Source organism: Staphylococcus sp. FSL W8-1270, from assembly GCF_038007165.1.
Taxonomy (GTDB): Bacteria; Bacillota; Bacilli; order Staphylococcales; family Staphylococcaceae; genus Staphylococcus; species Staphylococcus hominis.
This window is the reverse complement of record NZ_JBBOWQ010000001.1, coordinates 557,296-575,202: the sequence shown is the minus strand read 5'-3', so window position 1 is coordinate 575,202 and position 17,907 is coordinate 557,296. Positions and strand designations below refer to the sequence as shown.

14 protein-coding genes and 1 pseudogene are annotated in these 17,907 nt (G+C 29.4%); 7 read left to right on the top strand and 8 right to left on the bottom strand.

Going from position 1 to position 17,907, the window contains the following annotated elements; all coding sequences use genetic code 11:
• Window positions 1-20: 20 nt before the first annotated feature.
• Window positions 21-686, bottom strand: coding sequence for an ABC transporter ATP-binding protein (locus tag NSU06_RS02585; protein ID WP_017174927.1), 666 nt, complete (start codon window positions 684-686; stop codon window positions 21-23).
• The gene (locus NSU06_RS02580) at window positions 686-1,741 is read right to left on the bottom strand and encodes an ABC transporter permease (RefSeq protein ID WP_019834776.1); all 1,056 of its coding nucleotides are present in this window, start codon (window positions 1,739-1,741) and stop codon (window positions 686-688) included. Before NSU06_RS02580 ends, NSU06_RS02585 begins: the two co-directional genes overlap by 1 nt.
• Window positions 1,742-1,871: 130 nt before the next feature.
• Between NSU06_RS02580 and NSU06_RS02575 the strand changes: the two genes are divergently transcribed.
• Together NSU06_RS02575 and NSU06_RS02570 are read left to right on the top strand one after the other, a co-directional pair.
• Complete coding sequence (locus NSU06_RS02575; RefSeq protein WP_049415276.1) at window positions 1,872-2,546, top strand: response regulator transcription factor; 675 nt, start codon at window positions 1,872-1,874, stop codon at window positions 2,544-2,546.
• A complete protein-coding gene (locus NSU06_RS02570) occupies window positions 2,539-3,912 on the top strand; it encodes a HAMP domain-containing sensor histidine kinase (protein WP_340779286.1) in 1,374 nt (457 codons plus the stop codon). The genes NSU06_RS02575 and NSU06_RS02570 overlap by 8 nt, the downstream gene beginning before the upstream one ends.
• Before the next feature lie 52 nt (window positions 3,913-3,964).
• Here NSU06_RS02570 and mqo read toward each other — a convergent pair whose 3' ends face one another.
• Entirely contained in the window at window positions 3,965-5,443 is a 1,479-nt protein-coding gene (gene mqo / locus NSU06_RS02565; RefSeq protein WP_019834773.1) for a malate dehydrogenase (quinone), read from the bottom strand.
• 310 nt (window positions 5,444-5,753) lie between these two features.
• On the opposite strand from mqo, the gene NSU06_RS02560 reads away from it, so the two are divergent.
• Window positions 5,754-6,899 (top strand): glycosyltransferase family 4 protein, encoded by a 1,146-nt coding sequence (locus tag NSU06_RS02560; RefSeq protein WP_070436510.1) that lies wholly within the window; start codon window positions 5,754-5,756, stop codon window positions 6,897-6,899.
• A gap of 49 nt (window positions 6,900-6,948) precedes the next feature.
• Here NSU06_RS02560 and NSU06_RS02555 read toward each other — a convergent pair whose 3' ends face one another.
• Window positions 6,949-8,550 carry an L-lactate permease gene (locus NSU06_RS02555; RefSeq protein WP_049334634.1) on the bottom strand — a complete coding sequence of 534 codons (1,602 nt, stop codon included), beginning with the start codon at window positions 8,548-8,550 and terminating at the stop codon, window positions 6,949-6,951.
• A gap of 355 nt (window positions 8,551-8,905) precedes the next feature.
• Here NSU06_RS02555 and NSU06_RS02550 point away from each other — a divergent pair, with 355 nt between their 5' ends.
• Window positions 8,906-10,591 carry a CDP-glycerol glycerophosphotransferase family protein gene (locus NSU06_RS02550; protein ID WP_093514905.1) on the top strand — a complete coding sequence of 562 codons (1,686 nt, stop codon included), beginning with the start codon at window positions 8,906-8,908 and terminating at the stop codon, window positions 10,589-10,591.
• A gap of 55 nt (window positions 10,592-10,646) precedes the next feature.
• On the opposite strand, the gene NSU06_RS02545 is transcribed toward NSU06_RS02550, so the two are convergent.
• The gene (locus NSU06_RS02545; protein ID WP_070436511.1) at window positions 10,647-11,162 is read right to left on the bottom strand and encodes a GNAT family N-acetyltransferase; all 516 of its coding nucleotides are present in this window, start codon (window positions 11,160-11,162) and stop codon (window positions 10,647-10,649) included.
• Between the two features lie 176 nt (window positions 11,163-11,338).
• Here NSU06_RS02545 and NSU06_RS02540 point away from each other — a divergent pair, with 176 nt between their 5' ends.
• Window positions 11,339-11,563 (top strand): twin-arginine translocase TatA/TatE family subunit, encoded by a 225-nt coding sequence (locus NSU06_RS02540; RefSeq protein WP_017174935.1) that lies wholly within the window; start codon window positions 11,339-11,341, stop codon window positions 11,561-11,563.
• Window positions 11,505-12,260, top strand: coding sequence for a twin-arginine translocase subunit TatC (gene tatC, locus NSU06_RS02535; protein WP_170076295.1), 756 nt, complete (start codon window positions 11,505-11,507; stop codon window positions 12,258-12,260). Before NSU06_RS02540 ends, tatC begins: the two co-directional genes overlap by 59 nt.
• Window positions 12,261-12,330: 70 nt before the next feature.
• Here tatC and NSU06_RS02530 read toward each other — a convergent pair.
• The 3 genes and pseudogenes from NSU06_RS02530 to efeO form a co-directional block, all read right to left on the bottom strand.
• Window positions 12,331-14,038, bottom strand: a pseudogene (locus NSU06_RS02530) (FTR1 family protein).
• A complete protein-coding gene (gene efeB, locus NSU06_RS02525) occupies window positions 14,019-15,245 on the bottom strand; it encodes an iron uptake transporter deferrochelatase/peroxidase subunit (RefSeq protein ID WP_070436513.1) in 1,227 nt (408 codons plus the stop codon). The pseudogene NSU06_RS02530 and the gene efeB overlap by 20 nt, the downstream one beginning before the upstream one ends.
• Window positions 15,242-16,096, bottom strand: a complete 855-nt coding sequence (efeO, locus tag NSU06_RS02520; protein WP_048680382.1) for an iron uptake system protein EfeO — start codon at window positions 16,094-16,096, stop codon at window positions 15,242-15,244. The genes efeB and efeO overlap by 4 nt, the downstream gene beginning before the upstream one ends.
• Before the next feature lie 318 nt (window positions 16,097-16,414).
• On the opposite strand from efeO, the gene NSU06_RS02515 reads away from it, so the two are divergent.
• Window positions 16,415-17,410 (top strand): acrylyl-CoA reductase family protein, encoded by a 996-nt coding sequence (locus NSU06_RS02515; protein WP_002448474.1) that lies wholly within the window; start codon window positions 16,415-16,417, stop codon window positions 17,408-17,410.
• The last annotated feature ends 497 nt before the right edge of the window (window positions 17,411-17,907 follow it).

Below are 17,907 nucleotides of genomic sequence, written 5' to 3'. Positions count from 1 at the left end.
ATATTCATACTACTCACTTTTTAATTAAGTATTTTGCCGTCTTCTAATTTTACGACGCGATCAGCATAGTCAAATAATCGCTCGTCATGTGTAATCATAATACCTACCATCTGTTCAGATTTTATACGTTCCCTAATCATCTCTACTACTTTCGTAGCACGACTTGCATCTAAGCTTGCTGTTGGTTCATCAGCAAGAATGATTTTAGGATTATTTGTAAAGGCACGCATAATTGCTACACGCTGCTTTTCTCCTCCTGATAACATATGTGGAAATGCATTCAAACGATCTTTGAGACCAATTTCTGTTAATAAATATTTAGCATTTGAAGCAGCTTCTTTTTTATTTACTCCCGCTTCCTTAGCAATAACAGTGAGTTGCTCTTCAACAGTTAGATAAGGAACAAGGTGTGATGCTTGAAAAATAAAACCAATATCATTAAGTCTTAATTCTGTACTATTTTTATAATTTGAATACAAATCATGACCTTCATATAATATCTTACCATCAGTAGGTGTCAACAACCCACCTAATATATTTAATAGTGTCGATTTACCTGAACCTGATGCACCATTTAAAATAATAAACTCTCCTGGTTGAACTTCTAAATTAATATCCTTTAATACGTTTGTCTTCGCTAAACCTTCTCCAAATGTTTTACTAATATGTTCGAGTTTTAATGTCATTATTCCATACCTCCAATAGCATCAATTGGATCCACTTTTAATACTTTGATAAATGATAGTAAGGCACCGATACATCCTACAATAAGAAAAATAACAATCATTAATAAAATTGTACCGTAACCTAAATAAAATGGCATAGTCACTGGCATAATTAAACTTAATATTAAAATAAGTATTGTGGCTAAAATAACACCCACCATAGTAGTTAAAATAATCTCTATAATTAATGAGCTTAATAAATGTCTCGTTTTAATTCCTACTGCTTTTAATATACCTATTTGTGAGATTTTTTGGATGGTCATAACATAAAAGAATGCACTTAATACAATTGCTGTAATCACGAACAAACTAATTATCATTAAATTCAATGGCATTTGTTCTGCTTGGTAACTTGCAATGTTATCAGTCAATGTTTTTTCATTAACAGTTGTTACATTAGAAATATCATTTATTCTATTTTTATCTTTTTTACTTAATTCTTTAACTGGATAGAATGTAGAATAATTTTTATTAAGTGCTTTAAAATCTGAATGATTCATCATAACCATTGAGCTATGAGAATACATTGTATCTTCAATAATACCACTTACTTTATAATCTTCTTTATGACCTTTAAACTTAATCGTATCCCCTTTTTTTACATCTTGTCCTGTTAATTTATCATTTATTGCAACTTCATGTGAGTGATTAGGATATCGACCTTCTTTTAAAGAGGGACGACCTTCTTTAGAGGTAGAGAAAGTAAGAATATCTTGATCTTGTTGTTTTAATTTTAATGTTTGAGGTCCAAGATGTGTTGCTTGTTGATTTATAATATCTTCTATCTTATTTTGTTGATTTGAATCAAGTTGTGATTTTTCAATTTTAGGTTCTTTCATTTTTTCAATAATATATGTTTGTGCATTTTGATTGTTTAAAAATGACACATTTTCTCTCGCTAAACCTTGAGCTAAACCATTAATAAACAATACCATACTTCCTAGTAAAAAGATGATTAGCATAATTAATATATATCGAAATTTATAAAATTTTATTTCTTTCCAAGCTAAATTCATTTCTTTTTTCCTCCCTATTTATCTTTATTAAACAGTATAGAGAGTAAATATGAACTGAATATGAACAACAAAGAAAATTGTCTTAGATTTTAAAGATTCGTATAATAACAAGAAAAGGAGCGAAAAGTAAATGATAAAATGTTTAATTGTAGATGATGATCCAAAACTCTTGCATTATGTTTCTAAACATTTAGAAGCGGATCATATAAAAACAGTGACACATTCGAGTGGAGAACAAGCTTTAAAATATCTTAATCATCATCTTGTGGATATCGCAGTTGTAGATATTATGATGACAGGTATGGATGGATTTGAATTATGTCAATTATTAAAAGATCGCTATCAATTACCAGTTATTATGCTTACAGCACGAGATGCATTAAGTGATAAAGAACGCGCATTTGTCAGTGGCACAGATGACTATGTAACTAAACCATTTGAAATTAAAGAATTATTATTTAGAATTCGTGCCGTTTTGCGTCGTTATCAAATTAATATACAAAATAAGATTGAAATAGGAAATGTTAGTTTAAATGATGAATTTATGGAGGTAAGTGTAGAATCTAAAAAAATGAATCTTCCTACTAAAGAATTCCAACTTCTATTTTTATTGTGTACTCATCCAAGACAAATTTTCACAAGAGAGTCTATTATTGAAAAAATTTGGGGTTTCGATTATGCAGGCGATGAAAGAACAGTAGATGTTCATATTAAGCGTTTAAGAGCACGCTTAAAAAAATTAGAAGCAACTATTGAAATTCAAACAGTAAGGGGACAGGGATACAAGGTGAATAAAGATGTTTAAAACATTATATAGTCGCATTGCGATTTATACTATTACTGTGATTATTTTTAGTGCATTAGTTAGTTTTTTCATTGCAAATATATATTATCATTTCAATCTCAAAGAAAATAATGACACTAAAATTATGCGTACTTTAAAAGAAGCTCGTACATACGAACATCAACTTCCTTCAAAATACGTAAAGTCTTATTTTCAACATTTAGGACAAATGAATTATCAAATCGTTACCGTCGATAAACAAGGACAAAAAACATTTTATGGTGAACCTTTTAGAAAAGATACACTGTCCTCATCATCTATTAACCAAGTTATGCGTGGTCATGATTATCACGGTATAAAAAACAAACCTTTTGAATTATTTGTGACAGGTTTCTTTGATAACGAAACAGATAACACGGTGGGCATAAGATTTTATGAAGACCATGAACCTATAGCAGTATTTATGCGGCCAGATATAGGTAAAACATTCGGCGAGTTTAGAATATTTTTATTGGTATTACTTATTTTCTTATTGCTGATATCTATTTCGCTTGTTATTGCTTCAACATACTCGATCATTAAACCTATTAAAAAGTTAAAAATGGCGACAGAACAATTAATGAATGGGAATTTTGAAACACCCATTTCTCGTACACGTCATGATGAAATTGGAACTTTACAGTTTCGCTTTGATACCATGCGTCAGTCATTAAAACAATTAGATGACATGCGTCAACATTTTGTTCAAAATGTTTCACATGAAATTAAAACACCTCTTACACATATTGAAAGACTATTAACTGAATTACAATTTGCGCATTCAGAAGATGAACGTCATAGCTTAATCAATGATATTCATTTAGAAATTACACGTCTTAGTAACTTAATAAAAGAACTACTATTACTATCTGAATTAGATAATGCGAATCACTTATCTGTTGACGATAATTTAGAATTATCTTCACTCATTACTGATATCATTCGACATGAACAATACACGATTGATGATAAATCATTGATGTTATTATCTGATATGCATAACATATATTTCCAGGGAAATCGTCGCCTTTTACATCAAGCATTTTCGAATCTAATTCAAAATGCTATTAAATATTCAGATATAAATGGCATTATCGATATTACTTTGAATCAAGAAAATAATCATATTATGTTTGCGGTAACAAATGAAGGACAAACTATTTCTAAACAAGCGATACCACATCTATTTGATCGTTTTTATAAACTCAATGCTAGTGATAATAGTAATGGTTTAGGACTAGCAATTACTAAGTCCATCATTGATTTACATCACGGTAAAATATGTGTATCTAGTAATTCTGAAAGTGGCACGACATTTAAAATTCTATTTCCACATACCCTATTTTAACTTATTAGACAAAAACAGGCAGTGTTAAAAAGGACACTACCTGTTTTTTTGATTATTTCACATTTAAATATTTTCTTACTTCTTTATTTACTGCGTTATAAACTTCTTCATGCTCATTAAGTTTAAGTCCATACGATGGAATCATCTCTTTAATTTTTGGAATCCAAGCATCAAATTCATTTTTGTAACAGCGTTTTAATACATCTAACATGATGTCGACAGCTGTTGAAGCTCCTGGAGAAGCACCTAATAATGCTGCAAGTGATCCATCATCAGAAGTAATGACCTCTGTACCAAATTGTAAGTTCCCTTTACTATCTTCTGTATCTTTAATCACTTGAACACGTTGTCCAGCAATAACAACTTCCCAATCTTCGTCTCTAGCATTCGGTAAAAAGATTCTTAAATCATTCATTCGATCTTTATGACTAAGCATTAATTGAGAAACTAAGTATTTAGTTAAATTGAACTCTTTAACTCCTGCTGTTAACATCGTCACAATATTATTCGGTTTAACAGAGCGAATTAAATCTAAATTGGATCCTGTTTTCAAAAATTTAGGTGAGAAACCTGCAAACGGTCCAAATAATAGAGAGCGTTCTCCATTTACAAATCGTGTATCTAAATGTGGTACAGACATCGGCGGTGCTCCAACATCTGCTTTACCATATACTTTTGCATAGTGACGTTCAATAACGTCTTCGTTTTTACAACGTAAGAAAAGACCACTTACTGGGAAACCACCTACATGTTTAGACTGCTTAATTCCAGTTTTTTGTAGAAGTGGAAGACTTGCTCCTCCAGCACCGATGAACACAAACTCAGATTCAAACGTATGAATTGTATTAGAGTTCAAATCTTTGACAGTCACTTTCCAATAACCATTGTTCAATCGTTCAATATTTTGAACTTCTTGATGATACGTAACGTCTACATTACGTTCTTTTAAATTAGAAATTAATTTTTTAGTGAGTGCTCCAAAGTTTACATCTGTACCAGTTTCATCACGAGATAATGCAATAGGAACGGGTGATGTTCTACCTTCTACCATTAACGGCACCCATTCATCAATTTGATCCCGATCTTCTGTGATTTCCATTTTTTGAAATAAAATATTTTCTTTTAAAGCTTTTACACGTTTTTTCAAAAAGTCTACGTTTAAAATACCTTTAACAAAGCTCATATGTGGCACAGATTGAATAAAATTACCTGGATGTTCTAGTTGACCAGTTCTGACTAGATAAGCCCAAAATTGTTTAGATACTTGGAACTGTTCATTAATTTTAATTGCTTTTGTTACATCAATACTGCCATCTTTATTTTCTTTTGTATAATTCAATTCACATAGAGCTGAATGACCTGTGCCAGCATTATTCCAAACATTTGAACTTTCTTCACCAGATTGTTCCAATTTTTCGAAAATTTTAATTTCTTTTTCTGGAGATAAGTCTTTTAGTAATGTTCCTAATGTTGCGCTCATGATTCCGCCACCGATTAAGATGACATCTGTTTTGCTATGTTCTATACTCATAACAACCCAGTCCCCCTTTTATAATCACATCTTCAGTCGAAATAAACACGACCATTTTTAATTTAAAACGCTTTCTTTAATTGATAAAAAATAAATATTAATTTGACGTTAAAAGCGTAAATAACATTTTAATTACTATAGTAATTATATACATAATTTCTCTTTGAAAAAAGTATTTACACGAATTATTACATTATTTCGTTTCTATTTTCAAAAATATTTTAATTTTATTATAAAGCTTACAATATTTATACAGTTGGTTTATTACATGCTATAATTTTTATAATATTATTAATAACGAGGTACAATCATGAAATCATTTACTTTTTTAATGCATAATATATACGCCTTAGGTGGCACAGTTAAAGCAATGACTGAATTAGCAAATACCTTAGCGGACAAAGGTCATAACGTTGAAATTATTTCTATTTTTAGAGCTAAAGATATGCCTTACTTCAAACTCAATTCTTCTATTAAAATAAAACACTTAGTTGATTATAGACTAAAACCACAAAATGTGATTTCTATCTTTATGAATCGACTTAATAAATACACTCCTTTATTAAAGCCTATCTACCTTTCAAAACATGAGCCTGGTTTAAATCAATTCTCCAAGTATATTGAACATAAACTGATACGTGCAATTAATGATATAGATACCGATGTACTCATAGGTACAAGAGCAAGTTTTAATATATTTATTTCTAAATATTATCATGGACATGCAATGACAATAGGTATGGAACATATGAATTTAAATGCCTATCCCAAAGCGTATCGACAAGAAATATTAGATGCTTATCAACATCTAGACGCACTAACCACTTTAACTCTTACTGATAAAAACCATTATGAATCATTCATTGAAACACCTGTATATGTCGTTCCTAATATTATTCGAACTAAAAAATTAAATCTACCTAAAAAAAATATTATTTTAAGTGCCGGACGTCTAGAATATGAAAAAGGTTATGATATTTTAATCGAAAGTGTCCAACTCATTAAAGATACGCTTATACAGAAAAATTATAAAATAGAGATTTATGGTGAAGGTCAAGAACATCAAAATTTACAAGAAACTATTAATCATTACCAGCTTAATGACTTAATAACCATACATCCAGCCACTCAACACCTTAATGAAAAATTAGCGCAAAGTCGAATGACTGTCGTCCCTTCACGAAATGAAGGGTTTGGAATGGTCATATTAGAAGCAATGGCTCAAGACAATATTGTTATTAGTTTTAAAGATACACTTGGACCTTCACAACTGATTCAACATAATAAAAATGGTTATTTAGCAGACTATGCGAATGCACAATCATTAGCAAAATATATTGATCTTGCTATTCAAAAGAAAGAGCATTCAGAAAACATGATTAAATCAAGTCATCGAACTCTTGAACATTATTCTCCAGATAAAATTTACGATTATTTTTATTCTATTTTCAAATAAAAAAGGATTGCAATCGGAATTCTCCGAATTGCAATCCTTTTAATGATATCTACATAAATATAGATAAGATAAATGTCCAAATACAGATAAAGATAAGTAATCCTATACTGTATTTCAGAGTCATTTTAAGTAATTCTGATTCTTTACCCACTTGTTTTACAGCTGCTGTTGCAATCGCAATAGATTGTGGTGAAATCAATTTAGCTGCAACCCCACCAACAGTATTAGCTGCAACAAGTAATGGTGCACTTGTACCAATTTGTTGTGCTACAGAAGCTTGGATTGGTGCAAATAGTGAGTTGTTGTTTACTACTGAACCTGTCATAAACACACCAATCCAACCTAATACTGGAGATAAGATTGGGAAGACGCCACCTGCTTTTGCAATACCTTGACCCATAGCTGCACTTAAACCACCATAAGTTGTGATTTTAGAAATTGCTAAGATGAAGCAAATTGTTACAATTGGTAACCATAATTCTTTAAATGCTTCAACAAATAAACGACCTGCATCACCAAAGCTAACTTTTTTAGACATTAATACTGTAATAATAATTGTTAGTAAAATGGCAGTACCAGTTTGACCAATAAAGTTAAAAGTTAACATAATTGGTTTGTGTGTAACATCACTGTATGTGCCTGGTAAATTGAAATTAAATACTAATGCTGATAAAGGACCATTTGGTGCAAATAAGTTTTTGAAGAAAGTTGCACTCCAAATCATAACAATAATCGTTAAGATAATGAATGGACTCCATGCATATAGAATTTCTTTACCACTATGCGGTTTAACTGCTTCTGGTTTAACATCTTTTTGAATTCTAAAGATATTTTTCGGTTGAACTTTTTTAGAAAATACTGCTAAAACTCCCATTGTTACTAATGGTGGAATAATATCAGCTAATTCTGGTCCAACAAATACTGTAATTAAACCTTGTAATACAGTAAACGTAATTGATGCTACCAAAATTTGAGGTAATGTTTCTTTAATACCTTTAAATCCATCAATAATAAAGATTAATAAGAATGGAATAATAAAGTTAATAATTGCCAAAGTTAAAGTAGATGTTTGAGAAACAGCCATGGCTTGTACGTGACCTGGTAAATGAAGTGTATTCACAATACCTACTGGAATACCAATTGCACCAAATGCACCTGAAGCCGCATTAGCAATTAAACATAACATTGCTGCTTGTAAAGGTTTGAAACCTAATTGAGCAAGTAATAATGCACAGATTGCAATTGGCACACCAAAACCAGCAGCACCTTCTAAGAAACCATTAAACGCAAAACCAATTAATAGTAATTGAATACGTTGGTCTTGAGAGATACTCATGATACTATCTTGAATTGTACTAAATTGACCTGATTCTTGAGTCGTTTTATATAATAAAACGGCCATGATAACAATATAACCAATGGGAATAATACCTTGATAGAATCCTTCGATTACACCGCCTGTCGCAATACCACCTGGTAATTTAAAGAATGGGATAGCGATAAGTAAAGTCACTACTAAAGTAGTAATTGCTGCATAAATACCTTTCATTTTAAACACTGTTAAACATAACAAGAATAAAATGATTGGAATCGCTGCAATCAAACTAGATAACACTAAGTTACCAAAAGGGTTAAAAGAATGTACTAACATAGTTTAAACGCTTCTTTCCTTAATATTTTATTATATTGATGAATTATCTAGCTAAACAACTAAAAATTCACTTTTCTAATTTTAACAGGTATTCACAAAAATTAACATATTGTAATCAAGTTAAAATTAGAATATTACACTTTTTATTTTTGTGAATATTTTCACAAAAATAATATAACACTTCTTGTCACAATTGACAATACTGTAAAAATAATTTATGTCAACAATAGTAGTAAAATCTATTTGAATTTTCATTAACATACGATTTTATATTATCATTCATGTAAATATGAATTTTTTAAAAGTGCATGGTAAAATAAAAATATGAAATTTAGGAGTTAAAGGATAATGCATAATGATTAAACAAATAAATATATCTAATATGGCACATCTAGATATACAACTTAATAAAGCTAAATCTGCAGGGTATTCACATTTTATCCCCTATTCTAACGAAATAAAAATTAATCAAGACATGCTTAATGCTGTCTCATTAGGTGAACATTCTATTGCGGTTGATTACACAATCCATGGTGTTTATCTTAATGATTGTCGTTATTTTGGGAATGATAAATTAAGTTTTCTCGCTTGGATGAATAATATTAATCATTATCCAAATATCATTTATAATATTGATACTGCGCTGATTTACCTTTCAAAATATCAAATTCAATCTATTATGGATCTAGCAGTCATCACTATTTTAAAAAATGAGATCGATATAGATGGACATGTTGTTTTTGATTTTATTGAAGAATTACAGACATCTAGTTCATTTTGGAATTCATTAGATACACGAGAAATTAAAATTGCCAATCACTTTGATTTAAATAAATTAGCTTATATCCACGGCCATTCGATTCCATTTCCTAAATATAAGCATCCATTAGCTGACGAAACTCTTCGTTTTGCTGATAGCTGGCTTGTAACAACAAAATTTAAATTACCTAAATGGATGTACAATAAAATTCATCAACGTGCTATTCAAAATCATAAAAAATTAAGTTATATCTATACTAAAGATACATCCAAATTGAAAAATCATGTCGTATTTTTAGGATTCGATTATGGCTATAGGGGTAACTCTAAATACCTTTTTAATTATTTTGTAAAACGAAATCCAACAACAGAAGCTTATTACATTACTGACGATAGACGTGGACCGTATTTCCTTCCCATTGATGCAGAACATAATAAAGAACTTATTGAAACTGCAAAAATTGTAGTCATTGAAAGTTATATGCCTGAAGCTTACCAACCTAATGGTACAGTCATTCAATTATGGCATGGTACACCTATTAAAGAATTATTTTTAGATAGTAAAGAACCTTATCAAAATCAAACTATTTATAATTACAGAGCAAGAAAATATAATAAATGGAAACACCAATCATATGTCTTATTAGATTCAAAAGCTTCAGAAGGTTTATTTGAGACTGCTTTTCCTAATGAAACGGTTCAATTTCTTCCTTTTGGTTATCCAAGAGTAAGTTATTTACTAAACTATAAAGATAATCAAAATCAGCAAAGAAAAATACGTGAAAAATTAAAACTCAATCATACAAAACCTGTTTTATTATATGCGCCAACATGGCATAAAAATACAGAATCATTTACGCCTTTAACGATGACACCAGAGTTACTAGAAAAATACTATGTGATATATAAGGGGCATATTGAAGGTGATGATGCTATTCCAGAAGGTGTCATTGAGGCTCCTATGGATATCGAAACACAAGACTTAATCTTAGTATCAGACATTGTACTTACTGATTATTCTTCTATCATTTTTGATGCCCTAACTATTGATAAAAAAGTTTGTTTATATACTCCTAACCACGAAGAATATAAAGAAGAACGTGGCGTCTATATTGATGTGCTGAATAGTCTAGCAAAAGTTTGGTACACAGACGAAGAATTGTTACTAAATCATTTAATTCATGATAGGATTCCTACCATTCATCAACATGCACTTATAAATCGTAATAATCAATCTCTAAAAAAATTAACTCAACTTATGAGAGATATTTTAGATAAATAATAAAGCACTAAGCGTACAGAACTTTTCTGTACGCTTAGTGCTTTATTGTGTTATTTTAAATTTCTTTTTCCATAATTAAATCCGTGTCTATTACATTACCATTAATAAAATCATGTTGTCCTGTAATTTCAAAGCCTTGCTTTTTATAAAAGCTAATGGCAGAAGGATTATTTTCCCAAACACCTAACCATATTTTTGATTTATTATACTCCCTTGCTTTATCAATAGCTAATTGAATAAATTGACTTCCTCTTCCTCCACCTTGGTAATCCTTATCAAAATAAATGCGTTGAATTTCTAAATATTGATCACCTTTTGGTTCAGTTTGTGTTTCATTAATATTTAATTTTAAATAACCAGCAATCTCATCATCGACCTTATAGAAATAGTGAAATGATTGGTGATGTTCGATTTCTGATAATAACTTCGTTTCATTATAGTTTTCTTTAAAAAATTTTTTAAAGTTTTCATCAGTATAACTACCTTTAAAAGTATCATAAAACGTTTTTTCTGCAATTTTTCTTAACTCACTTACATTATCTTTTTTAATTTCTTCAATTTCTTCTTTCATATTTTCCCTCTTTTTATTGTACTTATTTTTCTCAAAACCAGATAATATCTTATTCCTTATCAAACACATTTCAAACACTATATTAAATTATTTTTTTATAAATTAAAATATGTATTGATAATAATTATCAATAAGTATAAAGTAAAGATAGATTATATTAAAGTGAGGTGTTTAAGATGTTTCATGAGTTATTTATATTAGGCATTGCTGGACCTACCAGTTTAGTCATTATTAGTATTGTTGCATTAATTATTTTTGGTCCTAAAAAATTACCACAATTTGGTAAAGCGATTGGCAGTACTTTAAGAGAATTTAAGTCTGCAGCTGAACACATTGATTCAGATGAGGTGGAGGAAACACCCAGTAAACATTCTAAACAACAGCGAGACAAATCAAACTAGTTCGACCTTACTCGAACACTTTGAAGAATTAAGGCGACGTTTAATTAATATACTTATTTCATTTTTAATTACTTTGCCGTTAGTATACATATCATCTAAATGGTGGATCACAACTTTTGTTTACCATATTAAACGCACTCAAGTTGTTTTACATACTTTTTCATTCACTGAAATGATTCAAGTCTATATACTAATCATTAGTTTTGTAACTTTGTGCTTAGTTCTTCCTATTATTTTCTATCAATTATGGGCATTTATATCACCAGGGCTTCATCGACGTGAACGTTTTTTTATTTATAAATATAGTTTATTATGTACTGCGTTATTTATCATTGGTGTCGGTTTCGCCTATACTATCGGATTTCCATTAATTATAAAATTTTCATTAACATTATCGAAAACAATGTATATTCAACCAGTGATTGGTTTTAATGCTTATTTACATGAATTAATAAGGTGGTTATTTATATTTGGTGTCGTCTTTCAATTACCTATGTTTTGTATGGGACTAGTTAAAATGGATGTAATAGATATTAAACAATTACACCAATATCGCAAATATATTTATTTTACTTGTTTCATTATTGCTAGTATTCTTGCACCACCAGATATCACTTTGAATCTATTTTTGACTTTACCACTCATTATTTTATTTGAAATAAGCATTCTTTTAACTAAAATAACTACTCGACATTAATGAATTCGAATCAAATGCAAAAGTCTCAAACGAGTAAATTAATCTACTCGTTTGAGACTTTATTTTCAATTTAGATATGATGCTTTGTTTTAGTATGTTTTACAGTGAAATAAGCAATTAATAGTATATAAATTAATTGTGCACTCATCGTTTCAATACTTGGATAAAAACCAATGATATTAAGTGTTGGAATATGCTCAATACTATGTTGTGTTATCATTCCAAGTAATTGTAATTTTTGAATACTAATTCCTAACATTTTAAATGCCATAATAAATATTAAAATAGAAAGTACTCTAAAAATAAAATATATAGGTATCAATCGTATAACTGTTTTGAATAACAATGGCTAGTATAATTCCTATAACAAAATCTAAAGTTTTTATACTTCCCATCATTCCCATATAAAAGATAATGACTTCAACGCCTTCTCTCAAAACGGATATTAATCCAATTGTACCTAATAATGCTAAGTTTCGATTACTTATTGCATGGTGATACATTTGTTGAATCATATCATTCCATCGCTTAGCACTTGAACGTCTATGCATCCATATACCCACAATATACATTAAAACAACTGCTATTATTCCTAGTGCTGCTTCCATACCTTCACGTAATAATCCATTATTTCCTAGTACTTGAATAAAGATAAGTGCTAATGCGAGACTTAAAATCAAACCTAATATAGCGCCACCAATGACACTTGTTGTCCCTTTAGTGTCTCTAACATTTCTTGTCATAGTTGTTAATGTCAATATGATTAATAATACTTCTAATCCTTCACGTAAAAATATAATCATTACATCTATAGATGAATATGCGTCTTCACTTACAGTATCTTTAATTTCAGAATTTATTTTTATTAAACTTTCTTTAATACGATCTTTATTACTATTATCTAAAATACTTTGATAATATGGAATTTTATCTTCAATTTTTGTATATAAACTACTGTTTTTAGTTTGAATTTTGCCTTCAACATAAGGCCATATTTGTATAAATTTAGTCAGTGCCTCATCTGATTGTTTTAACTGATGACTCTCGATACCTTTGATTGCTTTCTCTAATTCAATATTAAGTTGGGTAACTTTATATTGATTTTTTTCAGTATTGGATTGCTTTTTATCAACAGTATCAATACTTGTTTTAAATGTCTTCCAAGCATTATCTACTTTTTTTATGTCTAATGGTTCTTTTTGAATAGCTACACGTAACTGCATCAAGTATACTTCTATTTGTCCATATTTATTTTCATCATAATTTCTGATGGCCGTTTCATGTTTTTTCCAAATTTGATTTAACATATTATTAATAGATTGTAATTTTGATCTATCTTTATTTTTTACAGCTTCTTGCATGATATTATCTTTTGCGTTAATTTGTTTTTTTAAATTTCTAATATCTTTATCAATATCATCAGTCGATACAGAACTTTCGTAAACGATGAGAGATTTTGTTAACTCCGATAACGATTCGATTTGTTTATTTGTAGTCGTTGCTTGATCAATCATATGAAGTTTCGATTTAACATCTTTTCCTTTTTTATTTTCTTTAATATTTAAAGACATTATTTTATGTTTTACTTCATTCAACACGTTTTGTTTTTCGTTATAATTTAATTGTTTGTGCTCTAACGTCGATTTCGCATCAGAGATAGCTACATACGCATCATTTAATTGACTATCATTTGCAACACTAACTGAAGTCAATGAAAACAGACGTGTAATAATGATTAAGAGAGTAATTATCGATATCCTAATTAAAGAGTGTTTCACCGATATAACCTCCCTTTTGTATCCCTGGTAATACAAGAAATGATGCAGAACCTCGATGTGTGATATATTCATTTAATTTATCATTGTGTCCTAAATTATTTTGAATATCGATAAACTGTTGAATAGATTTTTGGAAACAAATAAACATGAGTCCAGTATCTAAGTCACCTGTTTTAGCATTTGTACCATCATTATAATTATATGCTCTACGTTTAATAGAAGTTTTTACTTCACGAGCTAAACGTGTATGCGCATTCTCATCGATAACATACTTGCCCTTATTATTTTTAGCATTTAAATCAATATTATCGAATTCTTTCTTACCTGTTAGAGGTGCACCTGTAGAACGTTTACGACCAAATGTTGCTTCTTGCTCTTCTAATGCGGTACGATCCCATGTCTCAATATGTATTTGGATTCGTCTTATAATGCAATACGTTCCATTTTCTGCCCATCCATTATCAATAAATACATATTTTTTCAAATCGTTATTTTTTCGTGGATTAACTGTACCATCTTTAAATGCCATTAAATTTCTCGGTGTTTCATTTTTTTTAGCAGAAATAAAACCATGTTGTGACCAACGAATTTTAATGATGTCTCTAAAAGGTCGTATTAAGTTATGTATAGCATGAAAAGTAACTTGAGGATCATTTGAACATGCTTGAATCATAATATCTCCATCACTATACTCTTCATCTAATTGATCATTAGGAAAATGAGGTATATCTCTAAAATCAAATGGAATTTTAGATGATAATCCTATTTTTTTCAAAAAAGACTTACTCACGCCATATGTTAAAGTGAGTTTACTAGCATCTAATCCTATTGATTCACCAGTATCTACAGGTGGTAATAGTGTATTGTTACTATTTCCCCCAATAATAGCACCGTCAGTCATACTAACAGACATTTGAGTCCATTTTTTAAACATATCTTTAATTAATGTTTGATCTTTGGACTTTAAATCTAATGCAATGAAATTACAATTTTTTTGAGTTGGTGTAGTAATACCAGCTTGAATATGTCCATAAAATTCATATGAATCGTTTTCTTCACTTTCAGGAGTATCAAACATAGATTTAAACGAAAAGATACTGCCTACACTACTTGCTCCAATAACAGCACCAGCACTTCCTATACCTAGTAACTTTAAAAATGAACGTCTAGTCATTTGAGGGTGATTTTTATGATTTATATTACTCATTCTGTAATCACAGCCATTTTACTTAATGGTTCTCCTAGTGAGTTAACTGCATCTGATAACGCTTTTCTATCTTCTTTAGTTATTGCACTATAATCTTTATAACCATTATTATTTTTATATTTATTAAGTAATTGATTCACTTTATTAAAATTATCCATAATTGTAGAACTCAATTTTTTGTCTTTCTTTTCTAATTCAGATTTAAATAATTCATAAATTTTTTGAGCACCTTCGATATTTGCTTTAAAATCATATAAATCGGTGTGAGAGTATATCTCTTCTTCTCCAGTAATTTTTGATGTAGATACTTCATTTAATAAATCCACTGATCCTTGTAGCATTAACTTAGGTGTAATATCTAATGTATCTATTTTAGCATCTAATTCTTTAGCATCTTTTAGTAATTGATCAGCATCCTTCTTAGTCATTTCATCTATTTTATTTTCTTGATAAAGAGATTTTTCAATTTTATGATACCCTGTCCACTTATCTTCTTTTTTCTCTTCTTTCATATCAGCTAGGCGGGCATCGATTTTAGGATCTAAATCGCCAAATGCTTCAGCTACGGGTTCAGAACGTTCATAATACATGCGTACTTTAGGATACAAAAATTTTGCTTTTTCAATATCATCTGCTTTTATTGCAGATACAAATTCTTCAGTTCCTTTTAAAAACTGATCTAACTGTTCATTTGTATATTTTCTATATTCTTTAGCTGCTTTCTGTAATGCTACTTTATTCTCATTTGTAGATTTTTTTGAAGTTTTCTCATTAGCATTATCGTGATTATTATGACCACAAGCTGTTAATAGTAGTGATGATGTTAGTAAAATAGTTGGTAATTTCTTCATAATAAATTCACCTCATTAAAATTTAGTGATTATCTTTTGATGTTAAATATTTTAAAATGTATATTCTCTACATCTAAATTTTAAAATTGCAGTTTTATATCTCTATCAACATGATTATTATCAAGTGATAATCATTATCAATAAAATTATATATTTATGCTGTTTTACTGTCAATATAATTATTTTTTATCAAAATACAGACTATTTTATATTTAATTTATATAAACTTTTTAACTTAATGACTCATTTAAAATGTGGTATGGTTATTTAGGATATGCAATTAACATCTAATTTTTTATTTTTAAGGAGTACGATTTTATGAGTGTAAATTTCAAAGCGTTTATGGTTGAAAAAGATAATGATGGCACTGTCACAAGTGATTTCAAAGATTTATCAATCAATGATTTACCTGAAGGTGAAGTTTTAATAAAAGTTCAATATTCTGGTATTAATTATAAAGATGCCTTAGCCACTGTTAAAGATAGCGGTGTACTTAAATCATATCCAATGGTTCCTGGAATTGATTTGGCAGGTACAGTCGTAGAATCTGATGACCCTACAATCGAAAAAGGTGAAGAAGTTATTATTACTGGCTATGATTTAGGCGTCAATCATTACGGTGGATTTAGTGAGTATGCCCGTGTTAAATCAGATTGGATTGTTAAATGTCCTGAAAATCTAACACTTGAAGAAGCGATGATTTATGGGACTGCTGGTTACACAGCTGGTTTAGCAATAGAAAAATTAGAAAAAGCAAACTTTATGACACTTGAAGGCGATAAAGTACTTGTACGTGGCGCTTCTGGTGGTGTTGGGTCTTTAGCTGTAATGATGTTAAATGAACTTGGTTATAAAGTTGTAGCAAGTACTGGAAATAAAAAAGCTACAAATAAATTAAAAGAATTAGGAGCAAGAGAAGTTATCGATCGTATTTCTGAAGATAGTAATGAAATATTAGGAAAAAGAACTTGGCAAGCTGCTATTGATCCTTGCGGTGGTCCTGGAACACCTTATATAGCAAAGCATCTAACAAATGGTGGCGGTGTTGCATTAATTGGTATGACTGGAGGTAACCACTTTGAAACTTCAGTATTTCCATTTATTCTTCGCGGTGTAAGCGTCGTTGGACTTGATTCAGTTATGACACCAATGAAATTACGTCAACGTGTATGGAGAAGATTAGCAACTGATTTAAAATCTAATAAATTACATGAAATTAAAAATACAATTGCTTTTAAAGATTTAAAACATTCTATTGAGACAGTACTTAATCATGAAAACGCTGGAAGAATTATTATAGATTTTGAAGCATAGTTCATATTTATTTAATAAAAAAAGAGCAAGAAACCCAGTTTATAGTGGTTTCCTGCTCTTTATTTTTAAAGATACTAAGTTATATCTTTTTTATCTTTTATTCTTGTTATTTTTTTGTTTTTTTCTACGATTTTTTAATACTAATCCTAGACCAACTAATAGTGTCATTAATTCAATCTCTAATTGAATAGATGTACTTTCTGAACCAGTATCAGGTAATCTATGTGATTTAGATAAATGACTGTTATTAGATTGAATACCGTCAATATTTGATTGATTTTGATTATTGTCTTTATTGTTATGACTTAAGATGTTTTCAATTTTATCAATATCAAGCATATTCAATTTGTCCATTAATTGTTGGATAATTGAACCGATATCATCAATATGTGATTTATCAATTTCTTTTAACGTATCACGTCTAAGTTTTTCAAGATAATCAATTAATTTAGCTTTTTGTTCATCTGTTAAATCTTTGCGTGCTTTAATTTCTTTAA

Coding starts and splice junctions, on each gene's coding strand:
- NSU06_RS02585 (WP_017174927.1), bottom strand. CDS start 686: ATGACATTAAAACTCGAACATATTAGTAAAACATTTGGAGAAGGTTTA.
- NSU06_RS02580 (WP_019834776.1), bottom strand. CDS start 1,741: ATGAATTTAGCTTGGAAAGAAATAAAATTTTATAAATTTCGATATATA.
- NSU06_RS02575 (WP_049415276.1), top strand. CDS start 1,872: ATGATAAAATGTTTAATTGTAGATGATGATCCAAAACTCTTGCATTAT.
- NSU06_RS02570 (WP_340779286.1), top strand. CDS start 2,539: ATGTTTAAAACATTATATAGTCGCATTGCGATTTATACTATTACTGTG.
- mqo (WP_019834773.1), bottom strand. CDS start 5,443: ATGAGTATAGAACATAGCAAAACAGATGTCATCTTAATCGGTGGCGGA.
- NSU06_RS02560 (WP_070436510.1), top strand. CDS start 5,754: ATGAAATCATTTACTTTTTTAATGCATAATATATACGCCTTAGGTGGC.
- NSU06_RS02555 (WP_049334634.1), bottom strand. CDS start 8,550: ATGTTAGTACATTCTTTTAACCCTTTTGGTAACTTAGTGTTATCTAGT.
- NSU06_RS02550 (WP_093514905.1), top strand. CDS start 8,906: ATGATTAAACAAATAAATATATCTAATATGGCACATCTAGATATACAA.
- NSU06_RS02545 (WP_070436511.1), bottom strand. CDS start 11,162: ATGAAAGAAGAAATTGAAGAAATTAAAAAAGATAATGTAAGTGAGTTA.
- NSU06_RS02540 (WP_017174935.1), top strand. CDS start 11,339: ATGTTTCATGAGTTATTTATATTAGGCATTGCTGGACCTACCAGTTTA.
- tatC (WP_170076295.1), top strand. CDS start 11,505: ATGAGGTGGAGGAAACACCCAGTAAACATTCTAAACAACAGCGAGACA.
- efeB (WP_070436513.1), bottom strand. CDS start 15,245: ATGAGTAATATAAATCATAAAAATCACCCTCAAATGACTAGACGTTCA.
- efeO (WP_048680382.1), bottom strand. CDS start 16,096: ATGAAGAAATTACCAACTATTTTACTAACATCATCACTACTATTAACA.
- NSU06_RS02515 (WP_002448474.1), top strand. CDS start 16,415: ATGAGTGTAAATTTCAAAGCGTTTATGGTTGAAAAAGATAATGATGGC.